Source organism: Vitreoscilla stercoraria DSM 513 (assembly GCF_000382305.1).
Classification (GTDB): Bacteria; Pseudomonadota; Gammaproteobacteria; order Burkholderiales; family Neisseriaceae; genus Vitreoscilla; species Vitreoscilla stercoraria.
Genome location: NZ_KB908023.1, coordinates 136,882 through 155,704 on the forward strand (window position 1 = coordinate 136,882; position 18,823 = coordinate 155,704).

Consider the following 18,823-nt stretch of genomic DNA (forward strand, 5'->3'; position numbering starts at 1 on the left):
AATTTTTTTTAAAAACTCACTGTGAGAAATGTTTCATTTTCACGACAATATAATTTGTTATCAAATTTCAACACACAGTTTCCGCCTTCACCATGTGCATATAAGCTTGTAACAAAGCCACCAAACGTGCCAAAGCAATGCTTTCATCATCGACAAATTTTTGTTTTAACAAAGAAATTTCCGTTTGATACAGTTCTAAAAAATGTTGTCCTGTTTGACTTTGTTGCCAAATTTTCAACCAACCCTCAAACATATCGCTGTTGATTTCAGGATGAAATTGCACAGCCATGGTTTTTCCCAATACATAAGCTTGATTGGCCAATGACGTTGCGCCCAATAATTTGGCTTGTGGCGGCAATTCAAATGCATCAAAGTGAAATGAAAACCAAGGTCCTGAAGGCAAACCCAGCGCTTGTGCTGCCTCATTCAATTGCACCCAAGCATTTTCAAAATCCGTGTTTTTTTGCACACTGCCACCCAAAGTTCGCGCAATGATTTGGCTGCCAAAACAAATACCAAACATTGGAATTTGAGCGTCCTGTAAAGCCTGAATATAAGCCATCTCACGCCCTAGCCATGGCAAAGTATCATCGTAAGCGGCTTCAGTGCATCCCAAAAACATCGCCCACTCCAAAGCATGCAATGGCGGTAAATCTTGTGACAAATCGGTAATGTCATGGACATGGGTTTTCACGCCCAATTGCGCCAATGCTTGCGGTAATAAACCCAAAGAATCTTGTGGGCCATGTCTGAAAATATGGACTGTTTGCATCATTCAAAACCTACTACTTTCTTCATATTGATATGGATTGACATCAAAAAACAACCAACACTGACACGCCGTATCAGTGTTGGCACGGTATGACCAAAACACTCATTACTCCGCAGGTGTTACCGCTACTGCTGAATTGTCTATTTGGGTTTGTGGTTTTTGGTTTCTGGCGCGCAGCGGCAACAACACAGCTGCATACGTCAAAATCACCAACACCACAATCGACATCGCCACAGCAGCAAACCCACCGACAGACAACAACCAGCCTGAAAATGCAGGACCGACAGCAATGCCCAAAGTCAAAAAGCTGCTACTGGCCGCCACAATCTTGCCCTCTTTATCCAATTGTGCTGCCAAGCTGGTGAAATATGCCAAAGCATAGAAGTAAGTCAAAACGATTAACAATACTGCGATGGTATACATGGTTTTGGAATATTCACCCAAAACATAGCCCAAGCTGACAGCACCTGTGGTCACAATCGAAATAATCAATGGCGTTTTCAGCCCATATTTCGCCCCCACCAATGCAGCAATAAAAGGTCCTGCCAAACCAATAAACGCTTGCGTAGAAAACAATTGCCCCAATTGCTCATCGTTATAACCAACATTCAAACCCACTTGCCATGAAAATGCCCATCCCATAGTGTCGCGCATCGAAAACAAAAACATCGCAATCATCATACTGATGGCAACAGGCGTAATCATTTTGACTTTCTCTTCTGCCACCACATCGCTATTTTCTTGTAGCGCTTCAATGCGATTGGGCATACCAAACATGAACGCCATCATCACCAAAGTATTCACTGCCAAAGCGTAATACACCCCACTTAGACCATAAGCAGTCATCACTTTAGAAAACGACAACATCACAATAATCATCAAAGCCACAAACAACACATTCATATATGCCGCTGTTTTATCTGGGTCTGATGACAAAGACACACATGCATTGCCACACGCCAACGCAATGCCACATGCAAAACCCACCACACAACGCACCAAAGTCAGCAAATAAATATCCGTAATATTGGCTGAAGCCACATTGCCCACCAATACAATGACCGCAGCGAGCCAAGTCAAATTGCGCTTAGGCACTTTCCCCATAATCGGTGCTAACAACAAAGACGAAACCATCATGGCTAAAAACTCAGCCGACACCAAAAAACCTGCTTGCGCTTCATTCAAACCCAAATCACTGATAATGGCCGTGATGATGAATGGCAGCGCAATCAAACAAATCAAGCCCACCCCATATGCAGCCGAAAACGCTGCAAACACGATGCCCCAACTACTGGGCATCAAAGATTTGATGCGTGACATTGCGATCTCCTTGTTCAAAGATGTGCGTGTTTCTAAATACCCAAAAGAATGATTACAAACAAATACCACGCAATCATTTTGTTAAATTCAAGGTAGCGCTGCAACTAAAATCTTTAAACAAGCTAAATCTCATTTTTTTGTACCATAGGATAAAGTCAATTAACGCTATTTAACACCATGAAACCGCCGATTTTTGCTTCACATATGGAAAAAAAGCTGCATCATAGGAAAATTTATTTCATAAATCGCCGATTTTCACAGGTGTTGCATCAACAACACAGCGCAAATTAATCTCAAAAATCACATAAATATCAAATACTTCAACACCATCACTCTCAAAATTGGTATGGCTTAAAATGCCTGTGATTTCATTAAAATCAAACCAACCTTATAACCATAACAAACATCATGCTTTGAAACGGCTAATCTTATTTTCAAGCTTAATCATTTATCATCTTAATGTAAGCAAACACATTCTATTGCGCCCAAATGATTACAGGACGCTTTCAAAGCGTCCTGTAATCTTCATGCAAGTAGGATAAATTTAGCACTCAAATGAATATGCGCCCAATTGTGTCTGCGTAATGACCCCTCGTTGACACAATATTTGCGCCACCCATTGCCAATCCAAATACAATCCATCTATCAATTTTGCACCCAACATGGTGTCATCAATGATGATATTGCCATAAGCTTTGGGCGAAGCTGTCCATGCCGATTGCTCAGGATGGGTTTGTATGCCATACAAAACAATGCCATTTTGCGCAAACCATGCCAATGCATCGTCCAAATAATTCATCGGCGAGCGCATGGTAAACAAAATCAATTGATGCCCATTAGCGACCACATCACGCAATACTTGCTGCGCCCCAATGTCATGCCCAACACGTGGATATTGGTGTGCCACACACGTACCATCAAAATCCAATAAAATTGTTTGCACATTATTCCTTTTGAAAGCGTCCTGTAAACCTTGCCACCATCGCCCAACGTTCACGATGCCGAAGTTTCCGTTTTTTGCTTCATCAAGCGATTGACCCACCATACCAATACCAATACTGGCAAACCGACCAACATCGCCAAATAAAAGAAATTCGGATAACCAATATTGCTGACAATCGCCCCTGAATAACCACCAATGATTTTAGGCAATAACGTCATTAGCGAGCTGAAAATAGCATATTGCACCGCCGTAAATGACACGCTGGTCAAGCTAGACAAAAAGGCAATGAACGCGGCTCCTGCCAAACCCGCTGCCAAATTATCAATAATGATTGCCGCATACAACCACACATCACTGTATTGTTTAATCACTTTGCCCGATACGGTATACATATACTCCCCAGCTTCAATCAAAGGCAAAGCATCCAGATGTTGCTCTAAACGCTCACTCGGCGCTTTGTCAGCGACTTCATATGCCAATGACGACTCTAACACTTGTCCTTCTTGATTTTGATAGCGAGCAGTTAATTGTGGGTGTTGGGCAGTAGCCAAAGTTTCACCACTCAAAGCCACACTAAAACGCCCATTGGGCTCTAGTTTAGCGGCATGGGCTTCGCCATCCAATACAATGTCCAACATACCAGATGCAGTAGCAACGCCTTGACCTAACAACTGACCTTCCAGCACGATGAATTTTTCAGCTTGCTCATGAGGAGTTAAAACACCGTCTTGTGTCAATGGCAATAATTGCAATTGTACTGGCATGTCTTTGTCTGCTTTCAAATACGGCAATGCTTGCTGTAAAGACACTGCTCCATTTTGCAAAGCCACGTGGGTCTGTATTTGAGTGTCTGCCAACAAATATTGGCTTGGTACATCTACTTTCCAAAAACCCACTTCATCGGTCGGCACCAAGGCTTCAAACGAGCCCACTTTGACAGTAACATCAGTGGTTTTGCTACCAGAATGAACCAAACCAACAAACGCCAAATTGGTGGTACTTGCCAAAACCGCACCGACAAACATCACTTTCATAATATCAAAACGCTGCGACAACAAACCGCCTAAAAAACCACCCACCAACGAAAAAATTACCCCGTAAATTTTCACCGCTTCGGCAATTTGTTCTTTGGTGAAATTCATGTCTTGGTAAAAAACATTGGAAATCACGCCCGCAATAATATCTGAAATGCGGAAAAAGCCAATTAACAACAACAATGCCAACGCCACCTTGGTGCCATAGCGTTTGAAAAAATCGCTCACGGGTACAACCCAAGTTTCTAGCGCCATCTCTTTGTTGACCGCACCAAACTTAACCATGCCCCAACCCGCAGCCAATGCCAATGCCGCCGCACCAATAAAACGCACACTCTCTACTAAAAATGCTAAAAATGGGTCTTTGACATTGAAATGCGCAGTCAAATTGCCCAAATACATAAAACACACCACAAACGCCACCACTGCCAACGCAAACACGCCAACCAAACGACCATATTCACGTTTTGGGTAATGCTTGCGGACACGTTTTGACCCAGGCTCATGAATCCACAAAGTCGTGGCCACACCAATGAGCATGACCGCAGCCATAATCCAATAGGTTTGTTGCCATGCTTGATAGACATAATTGCCTTTTGCCGTCCCAAACCCTGAGGCTAAAAACAATGCGCCTGCACCCGCGACAATCATGCCAATGCGGTAACCTGCATTGTAAGTGGATGCCAAAACGGTTTGCATATTCGTGTCTGCCAACTCAATCCGATAAGCATCGATCACAATGTCTTGCGTCGCCGAAGCAAAACCCAACAACACCGCGCCAATTGCCATTTGTATTAAAGCATTGGTGCCTGCGGCGGGATCGGTCATGGCCATAATCACAATGGCAACAATGATGAAAAGTTGCGCCACCAGTAACCACGCCCTACGCCGCCCTAAAGTCTTGGTCAAATAAGGCACAGGCAACGCATCAATCAATGGTGCCCACACAAATTTAAACGAATAGCCCAAAGCTGCCCAAGAAAACATCGTCACCGCACTTTTATTGACACCAGCTTCGCCCAACCACAATGACAGGCTCGAAAAAATCAATAAAATCGGGATACCCGCAGAAAAACCCAAGAACAGCATGATGATGGCACGGCGGTCTAAAAAAGCAGCAAACGCGCTGCGCCATTGATTGGTTTGTACAGTCATTGAACACGGTCTTAGAAAAATTACTTAGGCTGCGATTGTAAGCCATAACACCAGTCAATACATCTTTTATGCTCGACACTTTTACACAAAACAAAAGCGTCCTGTAAATTTTACAGGACGCTTTGAATCAATACCGCTGCCTTATTCAGCCGCAATACGCACTTCTACACAACGCTCTTCTGCTGATGCACCACTTTGACCTTCCATTTTTTGTGGTTTCACCAATTCAATTTGTGCTGCAGGCACGCCTGAATTGCGCAAGAAACTGCGCACCGCTTGCGCACGTTTTTTCGCCAACCATTCGTTGCTTTCTGCTTTGCCTGTCGCATCATTGAATCCACTCACGACCAATTTTTTGCCTTCTTTAGCCGCTGCCAACATTGCAGCTGCTGCTTCTTTGGCTTCAGGGGCTATTTTGGCGCTGCCTGTTGCAAAATAAAATTTCAATACATCAGCTTCAGCAACCACACGATCGATAGGATTGTGCTCGTCCACCACCGCACTGGCAGCTGCAGGCATACTGGCCGCTACAGGTGTAGATGCCGCTACCGCAGAAGCTGCCACCACATCACTGGCGATGGTTTTTGGTGCGATTTGTGGCGCAGAAGCCGCCACAGGTGTCGCTGTTTGATTGTTTTGCGGCTGTGGCAACAAATAGGTATAAGCCAACCAAGCTGCAATACCCACAACCATCAAAGCCAATAACCATTTCACCCAGCCATTGTTGGATGATTCAGACACAGTCGCCACGGTTTCTTCCACAGGTGGTGGCGTCGTACGTGCCGCAGTTTCAATGATTTCTTCCTGTTGCGCAGCCACACCACTTGGACGACTGGTGAAATAACTGTCACCCCAAGTACGCACGCCAGCGACCAATGCCGAAGCACTTGGAATACCAATGGCTGCCAACAATTTCGGGCTGAAAATCTTCGCAAAAAATGACTCTTGCGCCACCAACTGCCCATAAAACTGATGTTGGCCATATTGATTGCTTTGAATATATTGCTTAAGCGAAGCCAAAACAGCAGGAATGGCAAATGCCAACACATCGCCCGCTTGATCTGGATTCAAATCTGCGTCTTGCGCCACAGCATTTTGCACTTCTGCTGCTTGATGACCGAATAATAAACCCATCCATTGACGACCCACAGCCACCACTTTTTTCACATCTTCGTGCTGTAAAATCTCTGGTTTTAACCACTGTGTATCGACATTGGTGCCAGTGAGCAAATTGAAAAATCGCTTGGCAGCATGTTCGTCACGCACATGGCTAATCACACCAGCTAATACAGCAGGAATGCTTTTTTCAACAGCTTTAAATGAGGCGGCTTGTTCTAAGCCCACATGGTTTTGCGCATATTGAACCAAAATTGGTCCCACATATTGCGCCAACACTTCTTGCAAGTGTGCAGCCACTGAGTTCTCCTTTTAAAATGAGTACGCTTTACGCTACGATTATCTGATTTTAAATACTATTTACTGTCAGCACGTACGTAAGGATTGCTGACTTTTTCACGCCCGATGGTGGTCATCGGTCCATGGCCTGGTATCACTTCTGTTTCATCAGGCAAGATATACAATTTTTGTTGGATATTCTGAATCAAATCCGCATGATTGCCACGTGGAAAATCGGTACGGCCAATGGAGCCAGCAAACAAAATATCACCACCAATAATGACGCCATATTCTTCTGAATAAAACACCACATGCCCCGGCGTGTGTCCGGGAATGTGTAAGGTTTTAAATTGGTGACTGCCCACACTTAACACATCCCCTTCATTGAGCCACTGACTTGGCACCACAATCGGTGAATGCGGGAAACCATATTTGGCCGTCACTTCTGGCAATTGCTGTAACCAAAAATCATCGTCAATATGAGGACCCAATACAGGCATTTCTTGATAAGCACACATATCCGCCACGCCAGCGGCATGATCGACATGCCCATGCGTCAACCAAATGGCTTGCAAATTCAAACCCAAATCTTGCACACGTTGCCACAACATATCCGCATTGCCACCAACATCGGTCAAAACCGCATCCAAACTCACATCATCCCACAACAAACAACAGTTTTGCTGAAATGCCGTCACAGGAATTATTTCTATTTTCAATGCCATTATTGCATTCCTATTTCATGTCTCGTGTCATGTTGACTGACGCTGTGGGCTGATTTTAACCTGTTATGGTATTTTGACATACCCATTGCTTGGCCACTTGGTCTGCTTCCCAAGAACGAACATATACCAATTGAATTTTCGCATGCCCGGCAGCATCGGCTTTAAATACCCACAATTGTTGGTTTGGTACGCCGACTAAGGGCATATTAGAATCAGATGGACTGCTTTGAATCCGATTGCTAACCACAGTCACATTGTCGGTTTTTTCATGGATTTGCCATTGAAACCCAGTACTAGCATTGGTTTCCAAAGATACTTCAAAAGTATCCCCCACTTTCATAGTCTGAGGACATTTTGCATCATCCGCAGCATAAGCTTGACTTGCGGCCACAGTGGCTAAAGTTAAAACCGCCAAACGATTGACAAACTTCATCTGAATCTCTTTTCTGTTGTATCAACAAAAATGGCCGCCATTGTTCTCAACAGCGACCATTTTCATTCAATCAAATCAATGACGGAAATGACGCACGCCAGTCACAATCATGGCAATACCATGCTCATTGGCAGCGGCAACGACTTCATCGTCACGCATAGAGCCACCTGGCTGAATAATAGCTTTAATACCTTGCTCAGCAATCACATCGATACCATCGCGGAATGGGAAGAATGCATCAGATGCCGCAACGGCTGCATCTAAAGAGAACTGGCCATCTTCAGCTTTGCGAGCAGCAATACGGGTTGAATCCACACGGCTCATTTGACCTGCGCCCACGCCGTAAGTTTGACCATCTTTACAGAATACAATCGCGTTGGATTTCACGTATTTGGCCACATTCCAAGCGAACAACAAATCATTCCATTCTTGTTCAGTTGGTTGACGCTCAGTCACGACTTTGCAATCTTCACGAGTCAATACATGTAAATCAGGCGTTTGTACCAACAAACCACCACCCACACGTTTGATTTCGAAACGGTTCGCGCCTTCGCTCAAAGCCACTTCCAATACACGCACGTTTTTCTTCGCTTCCAACACTGCCAATGCTTCGTCAGTGAATTTAGGCGCCATCAATACTTCCATGAATTGGCGAGAAGTGATGGCTTCGGCTGTTTGAGCATCGACTTCGCGGTTAAACGCAATGATGCCACCGAAAGCGCTGGTGGTGTCGGTTGAATACGCTTTCAAATAAGCTTGTTCAGTAGATTTAGCCACTGCAACACCGCAAGGATTCGCATGTTTGACAATCACGCAAGCGGTAGTGTCGAATGATTTCACCGCTTCCCAAGCTGCATCCGCGTCAGCGATATTGTTGTAAGACAATTCTTTGCCTTGCAATTGTTTGTAACGTGCCAAAGAACCTTGTGCAGGTTGCAAATCACGGTAAAAAGCGGCTTGTTGATGCGGGTTTTCACCGTAACGCAAATCTTGTACTTTGACAAAATTGGCGTTCAAGCTTTGTGGAAATTCACCAATTTTAGGCTCGCCAGTCAATACTTCATCGTCCAAGCTGGTCAAGTAATTGCTGATCATGCTGTCGTATTGCGCAGTGTGCGTAAAGGCTTTGCGAGACAAATTAAAGCGGGTTTTGTCGCTCAACGCAGCCTCATTGGCTTGCATCTCGTTCACAATCGCTTCGAAATCGCTGTTGTCAGTCACAATCGCCACACCACGCCAGTTTTTCGCTGCCGAGCGCACCATGGTTGGACCACCGATGTCGATGTTTTCAATCGCATCTTCTACTGTACAGCCCGCTTTGGCGATGGTTGCAGCAAATGGGTACAAATTCACACACACCAAATCAATATTGCCAATTTCATATTCCGCCATTTTCGCCACATGTTCTGGCAAATCACGACGACCCAAAATACCGCCATGAATTTTCGGGTGCAAAGTTTTCACACGACCGTCTAACATTTCAGGAAAGCCGGTGTAATCAGCCACTTCGATTACAGGGATGTCCGCCGCTGCAAGCATAGATGCAGTACCGCCGGTTGAAAGGATTTCCACGCCCATTTGAGATAATGCACGAGCGAAATCTACCACACCTTGTTTTTCAGACACGCTGATAAGTGCGCGTTTGATTGCCACCATTTTGCTATTCCTTTTATTGATTAAATCAAGCCATGTAACTGCATTTTTTTACGCAGGGTATTACGGTTCAAACCCAGTACTGCAGCGGCTTTCGTTTGATTACCGTCGCAATACGCCAAAACGCGAATCAAAAGTGGTTTTTCCACTTTCAAAATCACCATATCATAAACACCACAGGCAGCTTCGCCACCCAAAGTGTCAAAATATTCATCTAAGCTGGCATGAATGCATTTTTCGATGACATCGATGCGTTCATTCATTCAAGTGCTCCTAAAAAGCGGCCGCCCAAGCTTGTTATTGTTCGCGGCGCGGCCATGTATCGTGCTGAAAAGACAATTGATGGAGTAACTCAGCCACTTTTTCATATTGTAAAGACGTTTGCGCCACTTGATTTAACTCGCTGCGCTGACCCTGATAACACTCAAAACCACCCAAATACCACAACAAATGTTTGCGCGCGATTTTCACGCCATGCTCGCCATAAAACCCATGTATCGCCGTCAAATGCTCTAAAACCACATTTGCAGCGTCCTGAAACAACAAAGCCTCAGGCAACACACCAGTTTGCAACACCGCTTTCACATCTCGAAACAACCACGGCTGCCCTTGCGCACCACGACCTATCATCACGCCATCAGCACCGGTTTGCTCCAACACTTGTACCGCTTTTGCCGCAGAAGTAATATCGCCATTGACCCACAAAGGGATGTCAATTTGCTTTTTAACTTCAGCAATCAATTCATAACGGGCATGACCTGTATACATTTGTGTGCGGCTGCGACCATGTATTGCCAAAGCTTGAATGCCCGCATCCATAGCGATGCTTGCCACTTTGGGCACATTCAAATGTTCATCGTCCCAGCCCAAACGGGTTTTGAGCGTCACAGGCACATCCACGCTTTGCACCACTGCTTGCAAAATGGCTTTGACCAAACCTTCATCTTTCAGCAACGCACTGCCTGCCAAAACATTACAGACTTTTTTGGCAGGACAACCCATATTGATGTCGATGATTTGCGCGCCACGGGCCACATTCAATTGTGCCGCTTCAGCCATCACTTCAGGAATATTACCCACAATTTGCACTGAACGAATACCCGTTTCACCTTCGTGATTGGCGCGCTGCAAAGTCTTGCGTGTGTTTTGCAAACTCGGGTCTGATGTGGTCATTTCACTGCTGGCCAAACCCGCGCCAAAACGCCGCGCCAACATACGAAATGGCTTGTCGGTAATACCAGCCATGGGCGCCAATGCCAAAGGCGCGTTTAGCTCAATACTGCCTATGCGCATAAGGATTTATCAATCAAAACAAATAGGGTGGCAATTGTACATTTTTTAAGCAATATTCGAAAGGTTTTTACTCATAAAAAAAGCGTCCTGTAAACTTACAGGACGCTTGTAACCAGTCAAACTCAGTCTAAATTAAGACTTTGTTTTCATGCCATTTTCAATTTTCTTGTTGATATACCATTGTTGGGCAATCGACAAGATGTTGTTCACGACATAGTACAACACCAAACCAGCTGGGAAGAAGAAGAACATGAACGAGAACACCAAAGGCATAATCTTGATCATTTTCGCTTGCATCGGATCGGTTGGAGGTGGGTTCAAAGTCGTTTGGAACCACATCGTCAAAGCCATGATAATCGGCAATACAAACCAAGGGTCAGGACGTGCCAAGTCGGTAATCCAACCCATCCACGGCGCTTGGCGCAACTCTACCGAGTTGAACAATGCCCAGTACAAACCCAAGAACACAGGAATTTGCAATAACATTGGCAAACAACCACCCAAAGGATTGATTTTTTCCTTCTTGTACAAGGCCATCATTTCTTGTTGCATCTTCATGCGGTCGTCACCGTATTGCGCTTTGAGTTCATTCAAGCGCGGTGCAACTGCACGCATTTTAGCCATAGACTTATAAGAAGCATTGGTCAATGGGAACAACACTGCTTTCACAATGATGGTCAACAAAATGATAGACCAACCCCAGTTACCTACAAAACCATGTAACCAGTTCAACAATTTGAACAATGGTGAAGCAAACACGTGCAACATACCAAAGTCTTTGCTCAACTCAAAGTTGTCAGCCAACGGGGTAATACGATTATATTCAGCAGGACCCACATACAAAGTCATAGGCAATACACTGCTTTGACCTGCTGCCAATGCCGCAGGGCTGTTCACACGCACGCCCGCTTCATACAAGCCATCGCTACGCTTGCGCACAACCATATTACAACCATCTGCTTGAGTACCACACACGCTAGGTTGATTTTGGCGATTCAGAATCCAAGATGACACGAAATAATGCTGGATAATGCCCACCCAACCATCGGTCGTTTTGCGCTGGTAATCTGCGGTGTCTTTGCCACTTTGAGCATCGCTGTCCAACTCTTTAAACGGTACTTTTTGGTATTTGCTTTCAGAAGTGTAAACCACAGGGCCGGTATAGCTTTGTACAAACCAGCTCTCACCTTCTGGCGTTGAACCATCACGCAACATACGATACATCGCATCGTAAGCCACAGGCTGACCACTGTTGTTTTTCACATCAAAGCTAACATCAATGGCATAGCTATCACGATGGAAAGTATAAATTTTGCTGACTTGAACACCATTGACTTCAGGTGCAGTCAAACGCACGCTGATTTTGTCATTGTTGCCCAAATCATATTGTTTTTGATCGGCGACAAATTTGGTGCCTTCAGGCAACAAATAACTCGCTTCACCTTTTTTCAACAAAGCCGCTTGTGCGATATAAGTGTAATCTTTGGCATCATTCAACAACACCAAATTTTTGCTGGCATCACTGGTAGCATCGTGTTTGAGCAAGGTCATGTGACGAATGTCACCTGTCGCTTGGTCAATGTCGATGTCAAACACATCGGTTTTGACTTTAATCGGATCGGTTGCAGTCAATATGCCTTGAGCAGCTGCATCTGCTTGGGCAGCGGGCTTGCCTGCTTCAGTTTGTGCCACATCCGGTGTCGGTTTTTTGGCAGGAGGGAACATATAATTCCAACCAAACAAAATGGACAACGAAATCACGGCAAAGGCAAAAAGTCTTTTGATTTCCATCGAATATCAATCTTTAAGTCTATTGTTTAAGGAACAGGATCATAACCACTGCCACCAAAAGGATGGCAACGACAAATCCGACGCAATGCCAACACAGAGCCACGAGTGGCACCATGTTTTTGTAAGGCTTCAATCGCATATTGCGAACAAGTCGGCGTATAACGACAACGAGGTGGCAACATCGGACTGATGGCCACCTGATAAAATCGAACACATTTCAATAAACATTTTTGCATGTTCAATCAGTCGACTTATGACGTAATAAACGTTGCATTTCGGCACACACAGCATCAAATTCTGCATGTTCAAATTTTAATTTGGTCCGAACCACAATATCTTGCGCTGGGAGGTTTTGCTTGTTCAAGCGAAACCATTCGCGTAACACGCGCTTCATATAATTACGCTCATGTGCCCGCTTGGCAACTTTTTTCGCCACCACCAAACCCAAACGCGGATGTGGTGAAGCTTCACCAAGCAAAACCTGCACATAACGCCCATGGCGCGAGCGGCGCAATGCAAAAACGGATGAAAATTCATCCGTTTTCAACAGTCGCTCTGTCTTGCTAAAGCCTTGATTCAAAGCTTACACAGCCAAGCGTTTACGGCCTTTAGCGCGACGAGCTGCCAATACAGCACGACCACCGCGGGTTTTAGAGCGAACCAAGAAACCGTGAGTGCGTTTGCGTTTGGTAACAGAAGGTTGGAAAGTGCGTTTCATTTGTTGCTTCCTTAAAAATGGAATCTGACGATAAATAAACGTGCTATTACAAAGGATTTTATGAGCTTTGTCAATGCTTTTATACCTGATTTATCCACATTCGCCTGTGGATAAATAGTGTCTCATCAGCTATAATAGCCTCTTATTGCTACCCCTTGTTTTTTCTTGGGTAGCGTCCTGTAACATCATCCAGAACACTCTAAATCACTTATGCTCCAAGCCGATTTAAGCCAATTTATGGCCGTATGGCCACATGCGCTGCTTGCTTTGCGTGACACCCTCTCCAGTCAGCAATACCAAATGTGGATTGCTCCGTTGACCATAGGCAACGAAAACAACACTTGGACGGTGTATGCCAAAAACAACTTCGTATTTGGCTTCGTCAAAAGCCATTTTTGGCAACACATTGAGGCGAGCGTCGCCGCTTTGACTCAAGACAGCCCAGGCTTACAGTTAAAAATTGGCCAAGGTGAAAGTGTGGCTATCGCCAGCGCACCTTTAATGACGACTGCGCCGATTGCCACGCCTCAACCACAAAAAACCAGCCCAAAAACACCTGCCAAGGTCAATGCAAAAGCGGCTACTGACGATTTGTTTGCCGATGATTTATTGCCTGACGACGTGATTGATGGTCCCATGCCAACACCTGCACCCACATCAGGTCGCGGCATGAGCGCCAAAGACATTATTCAGCGAAATTTAGAGCGCCCACGCAAACCTCGCGCCAATGAAGTCAGCGGCAGCACCTCGCTTAGCAATGCCGGTATCATCTTGCCAACGCAAGCACCGATTGTCACTCCCAGTGCACCGAGCATCATTAAATCTGCCAGTGACCATATGCCAGCCATTGGCAGCCATGCCGAACAAACCCGTTTGAATTCCAGTTACACGTTTGAAACCTTGGTACAAGGCAAAGGCAACCGCATGGCATATGCGGGCGCGCAAACCATTGCTGAAAATCCAGGCTCAAGCATGTATAACCCGTATTTTATTTACGGCTCGACAGGTTACGGCAAAACCCATTTGATACAAGCCATAGGCAATCGCATTTACCAACGTAACCCGCGTGCCAAAATTCGCTATATTCATGCCGAAACCTATGTGCGCGACATCATGAAAGCGTTTCGTTCTAGCTCGTTTGATGAATTCAAAAAACATTATCATTCATTGGATTTGCTATTGATTGATGATGTGCAATTTATCTCAGGCAAAGACCGCACCATGGAAGAATTTTTCTATTTGTTTAACCACCTTTTAGATGGTAAAAAACAAGTGGTGATGACGTGTGATACTTTGCCTGCCAATATCAAAAATATGGATGACCGTTTGAAATCCCGCTTTTCGTGGGGTTTGACTGTCGAATTAGAGCCGCCTGAATTGGAAATGCGTGTGGCGATTTTGCAAAAAAAAGCCGAAATGGCCAATGTGCAAATGCAAGAAAAAGCCGCATTTTTCATCGCCCAACACATTCGCTCTAACGTGCGTGAATTGGAAGGCGCATTCAAACGCGTGGCGGCACACAGCTTGTTCCAGCATAAACCGATTGACATTGCCTTAGCCACCGAAGCCTTGCAAGATATTTTGGTTGAGGCACAGCGCCAATTGACCGTCGAGCACATCATGAAAACCGTTGCCGACTTTTACCAATTGAAAATTGCCGACTTGGTGGGTAAAAAACGCTCTCGCCCTATTGCTCGACCACGCCAAATGGCGATGGCTTTGGCCAAAGATTTGACCCAACAAAGCTTGCCTTCCATTGGCAATGTCTTTGGTGGACGCGATCACACCACTGTGATGCACGCCCACAAAACCATACACGACTTAAAACACGGCGATGCCAAATTGGCACAAGATTATGATTACTTGTCTGCCATGTTACAAAAATAAATCAGGGATGACTTTATGTTAATTTTACAAGCAACTCGCGACGAATTATTAAAACCATTACAAACCGTGACCGGCATTGTAGAACGCCGTCACACTTTGCCGATTTTGTCGAATGTGTTGATTGAAGCACAAGCAGGTCAAACCAAATTATTGGCAACCGATTTGGAAATCCAAATCAACACTTCAGGTCCTGCAACCAATGCCGAAGATTTTCGCATCACCACCAGCGCTAAAAAGTTACAAGACATTTTGCGTGCTTTGCCTGAAAGTGCCATTATCAAATTGGACTGGGCAGACAACCGTTTGACATTGACTGCAGGCAAATCACGTTTTAATTTGCAAACCTTGCCTGCCGAAGATTTCCCGACCATGAACGTGGCGCAAGAAATCAGCGCACGCTTTGACATACCACAAGACCAATTAAAATTGATGTTGTCACAAGTGCAATACGCGATGGCCATTCAAGACATTCGCTATTATTTGAATGGTTTGTTGTTGCAAACCGAAGGCAATCAATTGCGCTTGGTTTCAACCGATGGTCACCGTTTGGCTTTGGCCAGTGTGTCATTGGAAAACGCTGACTTGCCTAAAACCGAAGTCATCGTCCCTCGCAAAACCATTTTGGAATTGTTCAAACAATTGGGCAATCCTGATGCACAAATCAGCATTGAATTGTTGTCTAACCAAGTGCGCATCATCAGTGGTGACACGGTGATTGTGTCCAAAGTGGTTGATGGTAAATTCCCTGATTTCACGCGCGTGATTCCACAAGACAACAACAAAATTTTCTTGCTCAATCGCACTTTATTATTAGGTGCTTTGGAGCGTGCTGCTATTTTAGCCAATGAGAAATTCCGTGGCGTGCGTTTGCAAGTCAAACCAGGCTTATTGAGCATTTTGTGTAGCAACAACGAACAAGAAGAAGCGCAAGAAGATTTAGAAATTGCTTACCAAGGCGAAGCTTTGGAAGTGGGCTTTAACATCACTTACTTGATGGATGTATTGCGCAACGTACAAGTAGAAGATTTCCAATTGGCATTTGGCAATGCCAACCAATCAACTTTATTTACCATTCCAGGCAATCCTGACTTCAAATACATCGTAATGCCAATGCGCATCTAAACTTTGTGAAGTCATGCGTCCTGTAAACCTTTACAGGACGCCTTTGTGGTTTATTGATTTAGAGAAAAAGTGACTTATGACTCAACCAGAAGAATACGGTGCCGACAGTATCAAAGTATTAAAAGGTTTGGACGCAGTACGCAAGCGTCCGGGCATGTACATCGGCGACACCCAAGACGGTAGTGGTTTACATCACATGGTGTTTGAAGTATTGGACAATGCCATCGACGAAGCCTTAGCAGGCCATTGTGACCACATCACTGTGGCGATTCATGCAGACAATTCCATTTCTGTGGAAGACAACGGTCGCGGCATCCCAACCGACATGCACCCTGAAGAAAACCGCTCGGCTGCTGAAGTCATCATGACGATTTTGCATGCAGGCGGTAAGTTTGATAACAACTCTTACAAGATTTCAGGCGGCCTGCATGGCGTGGGCGTGTCTGTGGTCAATGCCTTGTCCGATTGGTTGACCCTCAATATTTATCGCAATGGCAAAGAACATTTTGTTGAGTTTAACCGTGGTGAAACGGTGCAACCAACCAAAATGATTGGCGACACCGAGAAAAAAGGCACGCGCGTGCACTTTTTAGCCAGCGAAGAGACCTTTGGCAAAGTGGTGTTCAATTTTGATATTTTGGCAAAACGCATCCGTGAATTGTCATTTTTGAACAATGGCGTGGCCATTGAGTTGCTCGACAAACGTGATGGTCGCCATGAAGATTTTGCGTTTTCAGGTGGTGTCGCGGGCTTTGTCAAATACATCAACCGCACCAAAACCGCTTTGCATGAAAAAATCTTCTACGCCACAGGAGAATCTGAAGATGGCATGAGCGTGGAAGTAGCGATGCAATGGAACGACTCTTATCAAGAGCAAGTTTTGTGCTTCACCAACAACATCGGACAACGCGATGGTGGCTCACACTTAACCGCTTTGCGCCAAGTGATGACACGCACATTGAATCAGTACATTGACGACAACGACATTTCTAAAAAATCCAAAGTACAAACTTCGGGTGACGACATGCGCGAAGGTTTAACTTGCGTGTTATCGGTAAAATTACCAGATCCGAAATTCAGCTCACAAACCAAAGACAAATTGGTTTCCAGCGAAATTGGTCCTTTGGTCAACGAAGTCATCAATGCGTCCTTAAAAGAATTTTTGGAAGAAAATCCAAACGAAGCGAAAATCATCACGGGTAAAATCGTGGATGCCGCTCGTGCGCGCGAAGCAGCGCGCAAAGCACGTGAAATCACCCGTCGCAAAGGCGTGATGGACGGTTTGGGCTTGCCAGGCAAATTGGCAGATTGCCAAGAAAAAGACCCTGCTTTGTCAGAATTGTACTTGGTCGAAGGTGACTCTGCGGGCGGCTCTGCCAAACAAGGGCGTGATCGCAAATTCCAAGCCATTTTGCCTTTAAAAGGCAAGATTTTGAACGTGGAAAAAGCCCGTTTTGAAAAAATGCTTGCCAGCCAAGAAGTGGCGACCTTAATCACCGCTTTGGGCTGTGGCATTGGCAAAGACGAATACAATATCGAAAAATTGCGCTACCACCGCATCATCATCATGACCGATGCCGACGTCGATGGCGCACACATTCGCACTTTGTTGTTAACGTTCTTCTACCGTCAAATGCCAGAATTGGTCGAGCGTGGTCATATTTATATCGCTCAGCCACCGTTGTACAAAGCCAAACACGGCAAGCAAGAGCGTTATTTGAAAGACGATTTTGAATTGAACCAATTTTTGCTCAATTCCGCTTTGCAAAACGCCAAAATTGTTTCAGGCGAACAAGTCTTAGAAGACGAAGCATTGGCGACTATTGCCAAACAATTCATGCTCACTCGTGGCGCTATCAATCGCGAAAGCCGTGCAGTAGACCATGCTGTGTTGACACAATTGGTTTACATGCCTGAGATTTCCTTTGCCACCAACGAAGATTTGGTACAGGCCGAGGCGTTGTTAAAGCAACATGTTACCGACCCTGATATCCATTTTGATGCGATTGCAGGCGATGAGCAACACTTTGGCAAAATCAAAATCACCCGCCGTTTACATGGCAATACCATGGTCACTTATTTGACCCAAGGTTTCTTGGAAAGCAAAGATTACCAGTCCATCAAACAAATGGCGGTCACTTTGAAAGACTTGATTCAAAGCGGTTCGGTTTTGCACAAAGGTGATAAAACCATCCCTGTCGATTCTTTTGCCCAAGCTTTGGATTGGTTATTGGCCGATGCACAACGTGGTTTATCGATTCAGCGCTACAAAGGTTTGGGTGAGATGAATCCTGAACAATTGTGGGAAACCACTATGGATCCGAACGTGCGCCGCTTGTTGAAAGTGAAAATCGACGATGCCATTGCTGCTGATGAAGTTTTTGTCACCTTAATGGGTGATGAAGTAGAACCTCGCCGCGCCTTCATTGAAAACAATGCTTTGACCGCGGAAATCGATATCTAATCTTTTATTCAGACTGTCATCAAGCGTCCTGTAAAACATTTACAGGACGCTTTTTATGTTTTTAGGATAAAAGCTTAAGTAAGCTTTGACAGCCTGCATAATGCTGTTAAGCTTATAC

The 18,823-nt window shown here is 45.0% G+C and carries 17 protein-coding genes; 3 read left to right on the plus strand and 14 right to left on the minus strand.

Features of this window, described 5'->3' with window-relative positions; translation table 11 throughout:
- Window positions 1–67 precede the first annotated feature (67 nt).
- From H150_RS13880 to rpmH, 14 genes are all read right to left on the minus strand, one after another.
- The gene (locus H150_RS13880) at window positions 68–775 is read right to left on the minus strand and encodes a type 1 glutamine amidotransferase (protein WP_019958161.1); all 708 of its coding nucleotides are present in this window, start codon (window positions 773–775) and stop codon (window positions 68–70) included.
- A 102-nt stretch (window positions 776–877) separates the two neighbouring features.
- Window positions 878–2,092 carry an MFS transporter gene (locus H150_RS0106045; RefSeq protein ID WP_019958162.1) on the minus strand — a complete coding sequence of 405 codons (1,215 nt, stop codon included), beginning with the start codon at window positions 2,090–2,092 and terminating at the stop codon, window positions 878–880.
- A gap of 544 nt (window positions 2,093–2,636) precedes the next feature.
- A complete protein-coding gene (locus H150_RS0106050; RefSeq protein WP_211206674.1) occupies window positions 2,637–3,089 on the minus strand; it encodes a hypothetical protein in 453 nt (150 codons plus the stop codon).
- A complete protein-coding gene (locus H150_RS0106055; protein WP_019958164.1) occupies window positions 3,086–5,224 on the minus strand; it encodes an AmpG family muropeptide MFS transporter in 2,139 nt (712 codons plus the stop codon). The genes H150_RS0106050 and H150_RS0106055 overlap by 4 nt, the downstream gene beginning before the upstream one ends.
- A 141-nt stretch (window positions 5,225–5,365) precedes the next feature.
- Window positions 5,366–6,640: an OmpA family protein gene (locus H150_RS14750; RefSeq protein WP_019958165.1), complete on the minus strand. Its 1,275-nt coding sequence runs from the start codon at window positions 6,638–6,640 to the stop codon at window positions 5,366–5,368.
- A gap of 56 nt (window positions 6,641–6,696) precedes the next feature.
- A complete protein-coding gene (locus tag H150_RS0106065) occupies window positions 6,697–7,344 on the minus strand; it encodes an MBL fold metallo-hydrolase (RefSeq protein ID WP_019958166.1) in 648 nt (215 codons plus the stop codon).
- A gap of 55 nt (window positions 7,345–7,399) precedes the next feature.
- Window positions 7,400–7,777: a protease inhibitor I42 family protein gene (locus H150_RS0106070; RefSeq protein ID WP_019958167.1), complete on the minus strand. Its 378-nt coding sequence runs from the start codon at window positions 7,775–7,777 to the stop codon at window positions 7,400–7,402.
- Between the two features lie 75 nt (window positions 7,778–7,852).
- Entirely contained in the window at window positions 7,853–9,433 is a 1,581-nt protein-coding gene (purH, locus tag H150_RS0106075; protein WP_019958168.1) for a bifunctional phosphoribosylaminoimidazolecarboxamide formyltransferase/IMP cyclohydrolase, read from the minus strand.
- A gap of 20 nt (window positions 9,434–9,453) precedes the next feature.
- Entirely contained in the window at window positions 9,454–9,693 is a 240-nt protein-coding gene (locus H150_RS0106080) for a helix-turn-helix domain-containing protein (RefSeq protein WP_019958169.1), read from the minus strand.
- A 34-nt stretch (window positions 9,694–9,727) separates the two neighbouring features.
- Window positions 9,728–10,723: a tRNA dihydrouridine synthase DusB gene (gene dusB, locus H150_RS0106085; RefSeq protein ID WP_019958170.1), complete on the minus strand. Its 996-nt coding sequence runs from the start codon at window positions 10,721–10,723 to the stop codon at window positions 9,728–9,730.
- Between the two features lie 132 nt (window positions 10,724–10,855).
- The gene (gene yidC, locus H150_RS0106090; protein WP_019958171.1) at window positions 10,856–12,514 is read right to left on the minus strand and encodes a membrane protein insertase YidC; all 1,659 of its coding nucleotides are present in this window, start codon (window positions 12,512–12,514) and stop codon (window positions 10,856–10,858) included.
- A gap of 26 nt (window positions 12,515–12,540) precedes the next feature.
- Window positions 12,541–12,750, minus strand: a complete 210-nt coding sequence (yidD, locus tag H150_RS0106095; RefSeq protein WP_019958172.1) for a membrane protein insertion efficiency factor YidD — start codon at window positions 12,748–12,750, stop codon at window positions 12,541–12,543.
- Between the two features lie 2 nt (window positions 12,751–12,752).
- Window positions 12,753–13,094, minus strand: coding sequence for a ribonuclease P protein component (gene rnpA, locus H150_RS0106100; RefSeq protein ID WP_026353519.1), 342 nt, complete (start codon window positions 13,092–13,094; stop codon window positions 12,753–12,755).
- A gap of 3 nt (window positions 13,095–13,097) precedes the next feature.
- Window positions 13,098–13,232, minus strand: a complete 135-nt coding sequence (rpmH, locus tag H150_RS0106105) for a 50S ribosomal protein L34 (protein WP_019958174.1) — start codon at window positions 13,230–13,232, stop codon at window positions 13,098–13,100.
- A 237-nt stretch (window positions 13,233–13,469) separates the two neighbouring features.
- Between rpmH and dnaA the strand changes: the two genes are divergently transcribed.
- The 3 genes from dnaA to gyrB all read left to right on the plus strand — a co-directional run bounded on the left by dnaA (window position 13,470) and on the right by gyrB (window position 18,705).
- Entirely contained in the window at window positions 13,470–15,119 is a 1,650-nt protein-coding gene (dnaA, locus tag H150_RS0106110; protein WP_155970445.1) for a chromosomal replication initiator protein DnaA, read from the plus strand.
- Window positions 15,120–15,134: 15 nt separating this feature from the next.
- Complete coding sequence (gene dnaN / locus H150_RS0106115; RefSeq protein ID WP_019958176.1) at window positions 15,135–16,241, plus strand: DNA polymerase III subunit beta; 1,107 nt, start codon at window positions 15,135–15,137, stop codon at window positions 16,239–16,241.
- A gap of 76 nt (window positions 16,242–16,317) precedes the next feature.
- Window positions 16,318–18,705, plus strand: coding sequence for a DNA topoisomerase (ATP-hydrolyzing) subunit B (gene gyrB / locus H150_RS0106120; RefSeq protein ID WP_019958177.1), 2,388 nt, complete (start codon window positions 16,318–16,320; stop codon window positions 18,703–18,705).
- Window positions 18,706–18,823: the final 118 nt, after the last annotated feature.

What these genes read in the sequence shown, in the direction of transcription:
- H150_RS13880 (WP_019958161.1), bottom strand. Translation starts at nt 775, where the DNA reads ATGATGCAAACAGTCCATATTTTCAGACATGGCCCACAAGATTCTTTG.
- H150_RS0106045 (WP_019958162.1), bottom strand. Translation starts at nt 2,092, where the DNA reads ATGTCACGCATCAAATCTTTGATGCCCAGTAGTTGGGGCATCGTGTTT.
- H150_RS0106055 (WP_019958164.1), bottom strand. Translation starts at nt 5,224, where the DNA reads ATGACTGTACAAACCAATCAATGGCGCAGCGCGTTTGCTGCTTTTTTA.
- H150_RS0106065 (WP_019958166.1), bottom strand. Translation starts at nt 7,344, where the DNA reads ATGGCATTGAAAATAGAAATAATTCCTGTGACGGCATTTCAGCAAAAC.
- H150_RS0106070 (WP_019958167.1), bottom strand. Translation starts at nt 7,777, where the DNA reads ATGAAGTTTGTCAATCGTTTGGCGGTTTTAACTTTAGCCACTGTGGCC.
- purH (WP_019958168.1), bottom strand. Translation starts at nt 9,433, where the DNA reads ATGGTGGCAATCAAACGCGCACTTATCAGCGTGTCTGAAAAACAAGGT.
- H150_RS0106080 (WP_019958169.1), bottom strand. Translation starts at nt 9,693, where the DNA reads ATGAATGAACGCATCGATGTCATCGAAAAATGCATTCATGCCAGCTTA.
- dusB (WP_019958170.1), bottom strand. Translation starts at nt 10,723, where the DNA reads ATGCGCATAGGCAGTATTGAGCTAAACGCGCCTTTGGCATTGGCGCCC.
- yidC (WP_019958171.1), bottom strand. Translation starts at nt 12,514, where the DNA reads ATGGAAATCAAAAGACTTTTTGCCTTTGCCGTGATTTCGTTGTCCATT.
- yidD (WP_019958172.1), bottom strand. Translation starts at nt 12,750, where the DNA reads ATGCAAAAATGTTTATTGAAATGTGTTCGATTTTATCAGGTGGCCATC.
- rpmH (WP_019958174.1), bottom strand. Translation starts at nt 13,232, where the DNA reads ATGAAACGCACTTTCCAACCTTCTGTTACCAAACGCAAACGCACTCAC.
- dnaA (WP_155970445.1), top strand. Translation starts at nt 13,470, where the DNA reads ATGGCCGTATGGCCACATGCGCTGCTTGCTTTGCGTGACACCCTCTCC.
- dnaN (WP_019958176.1), top strand. Translation starts at nt 15,135, where the DNA reads ATGTTAATTTTACAAGCAACTCGCGACGAATTATTAAAACCATTACAA.
- gyrB (WP_019958177.1), top strand. Translation starts at nt 16,318, where the DNA reads ATGACTCAACCAGAAGAATACGGTGCCGACAGTATCAAAGTATTAAAA.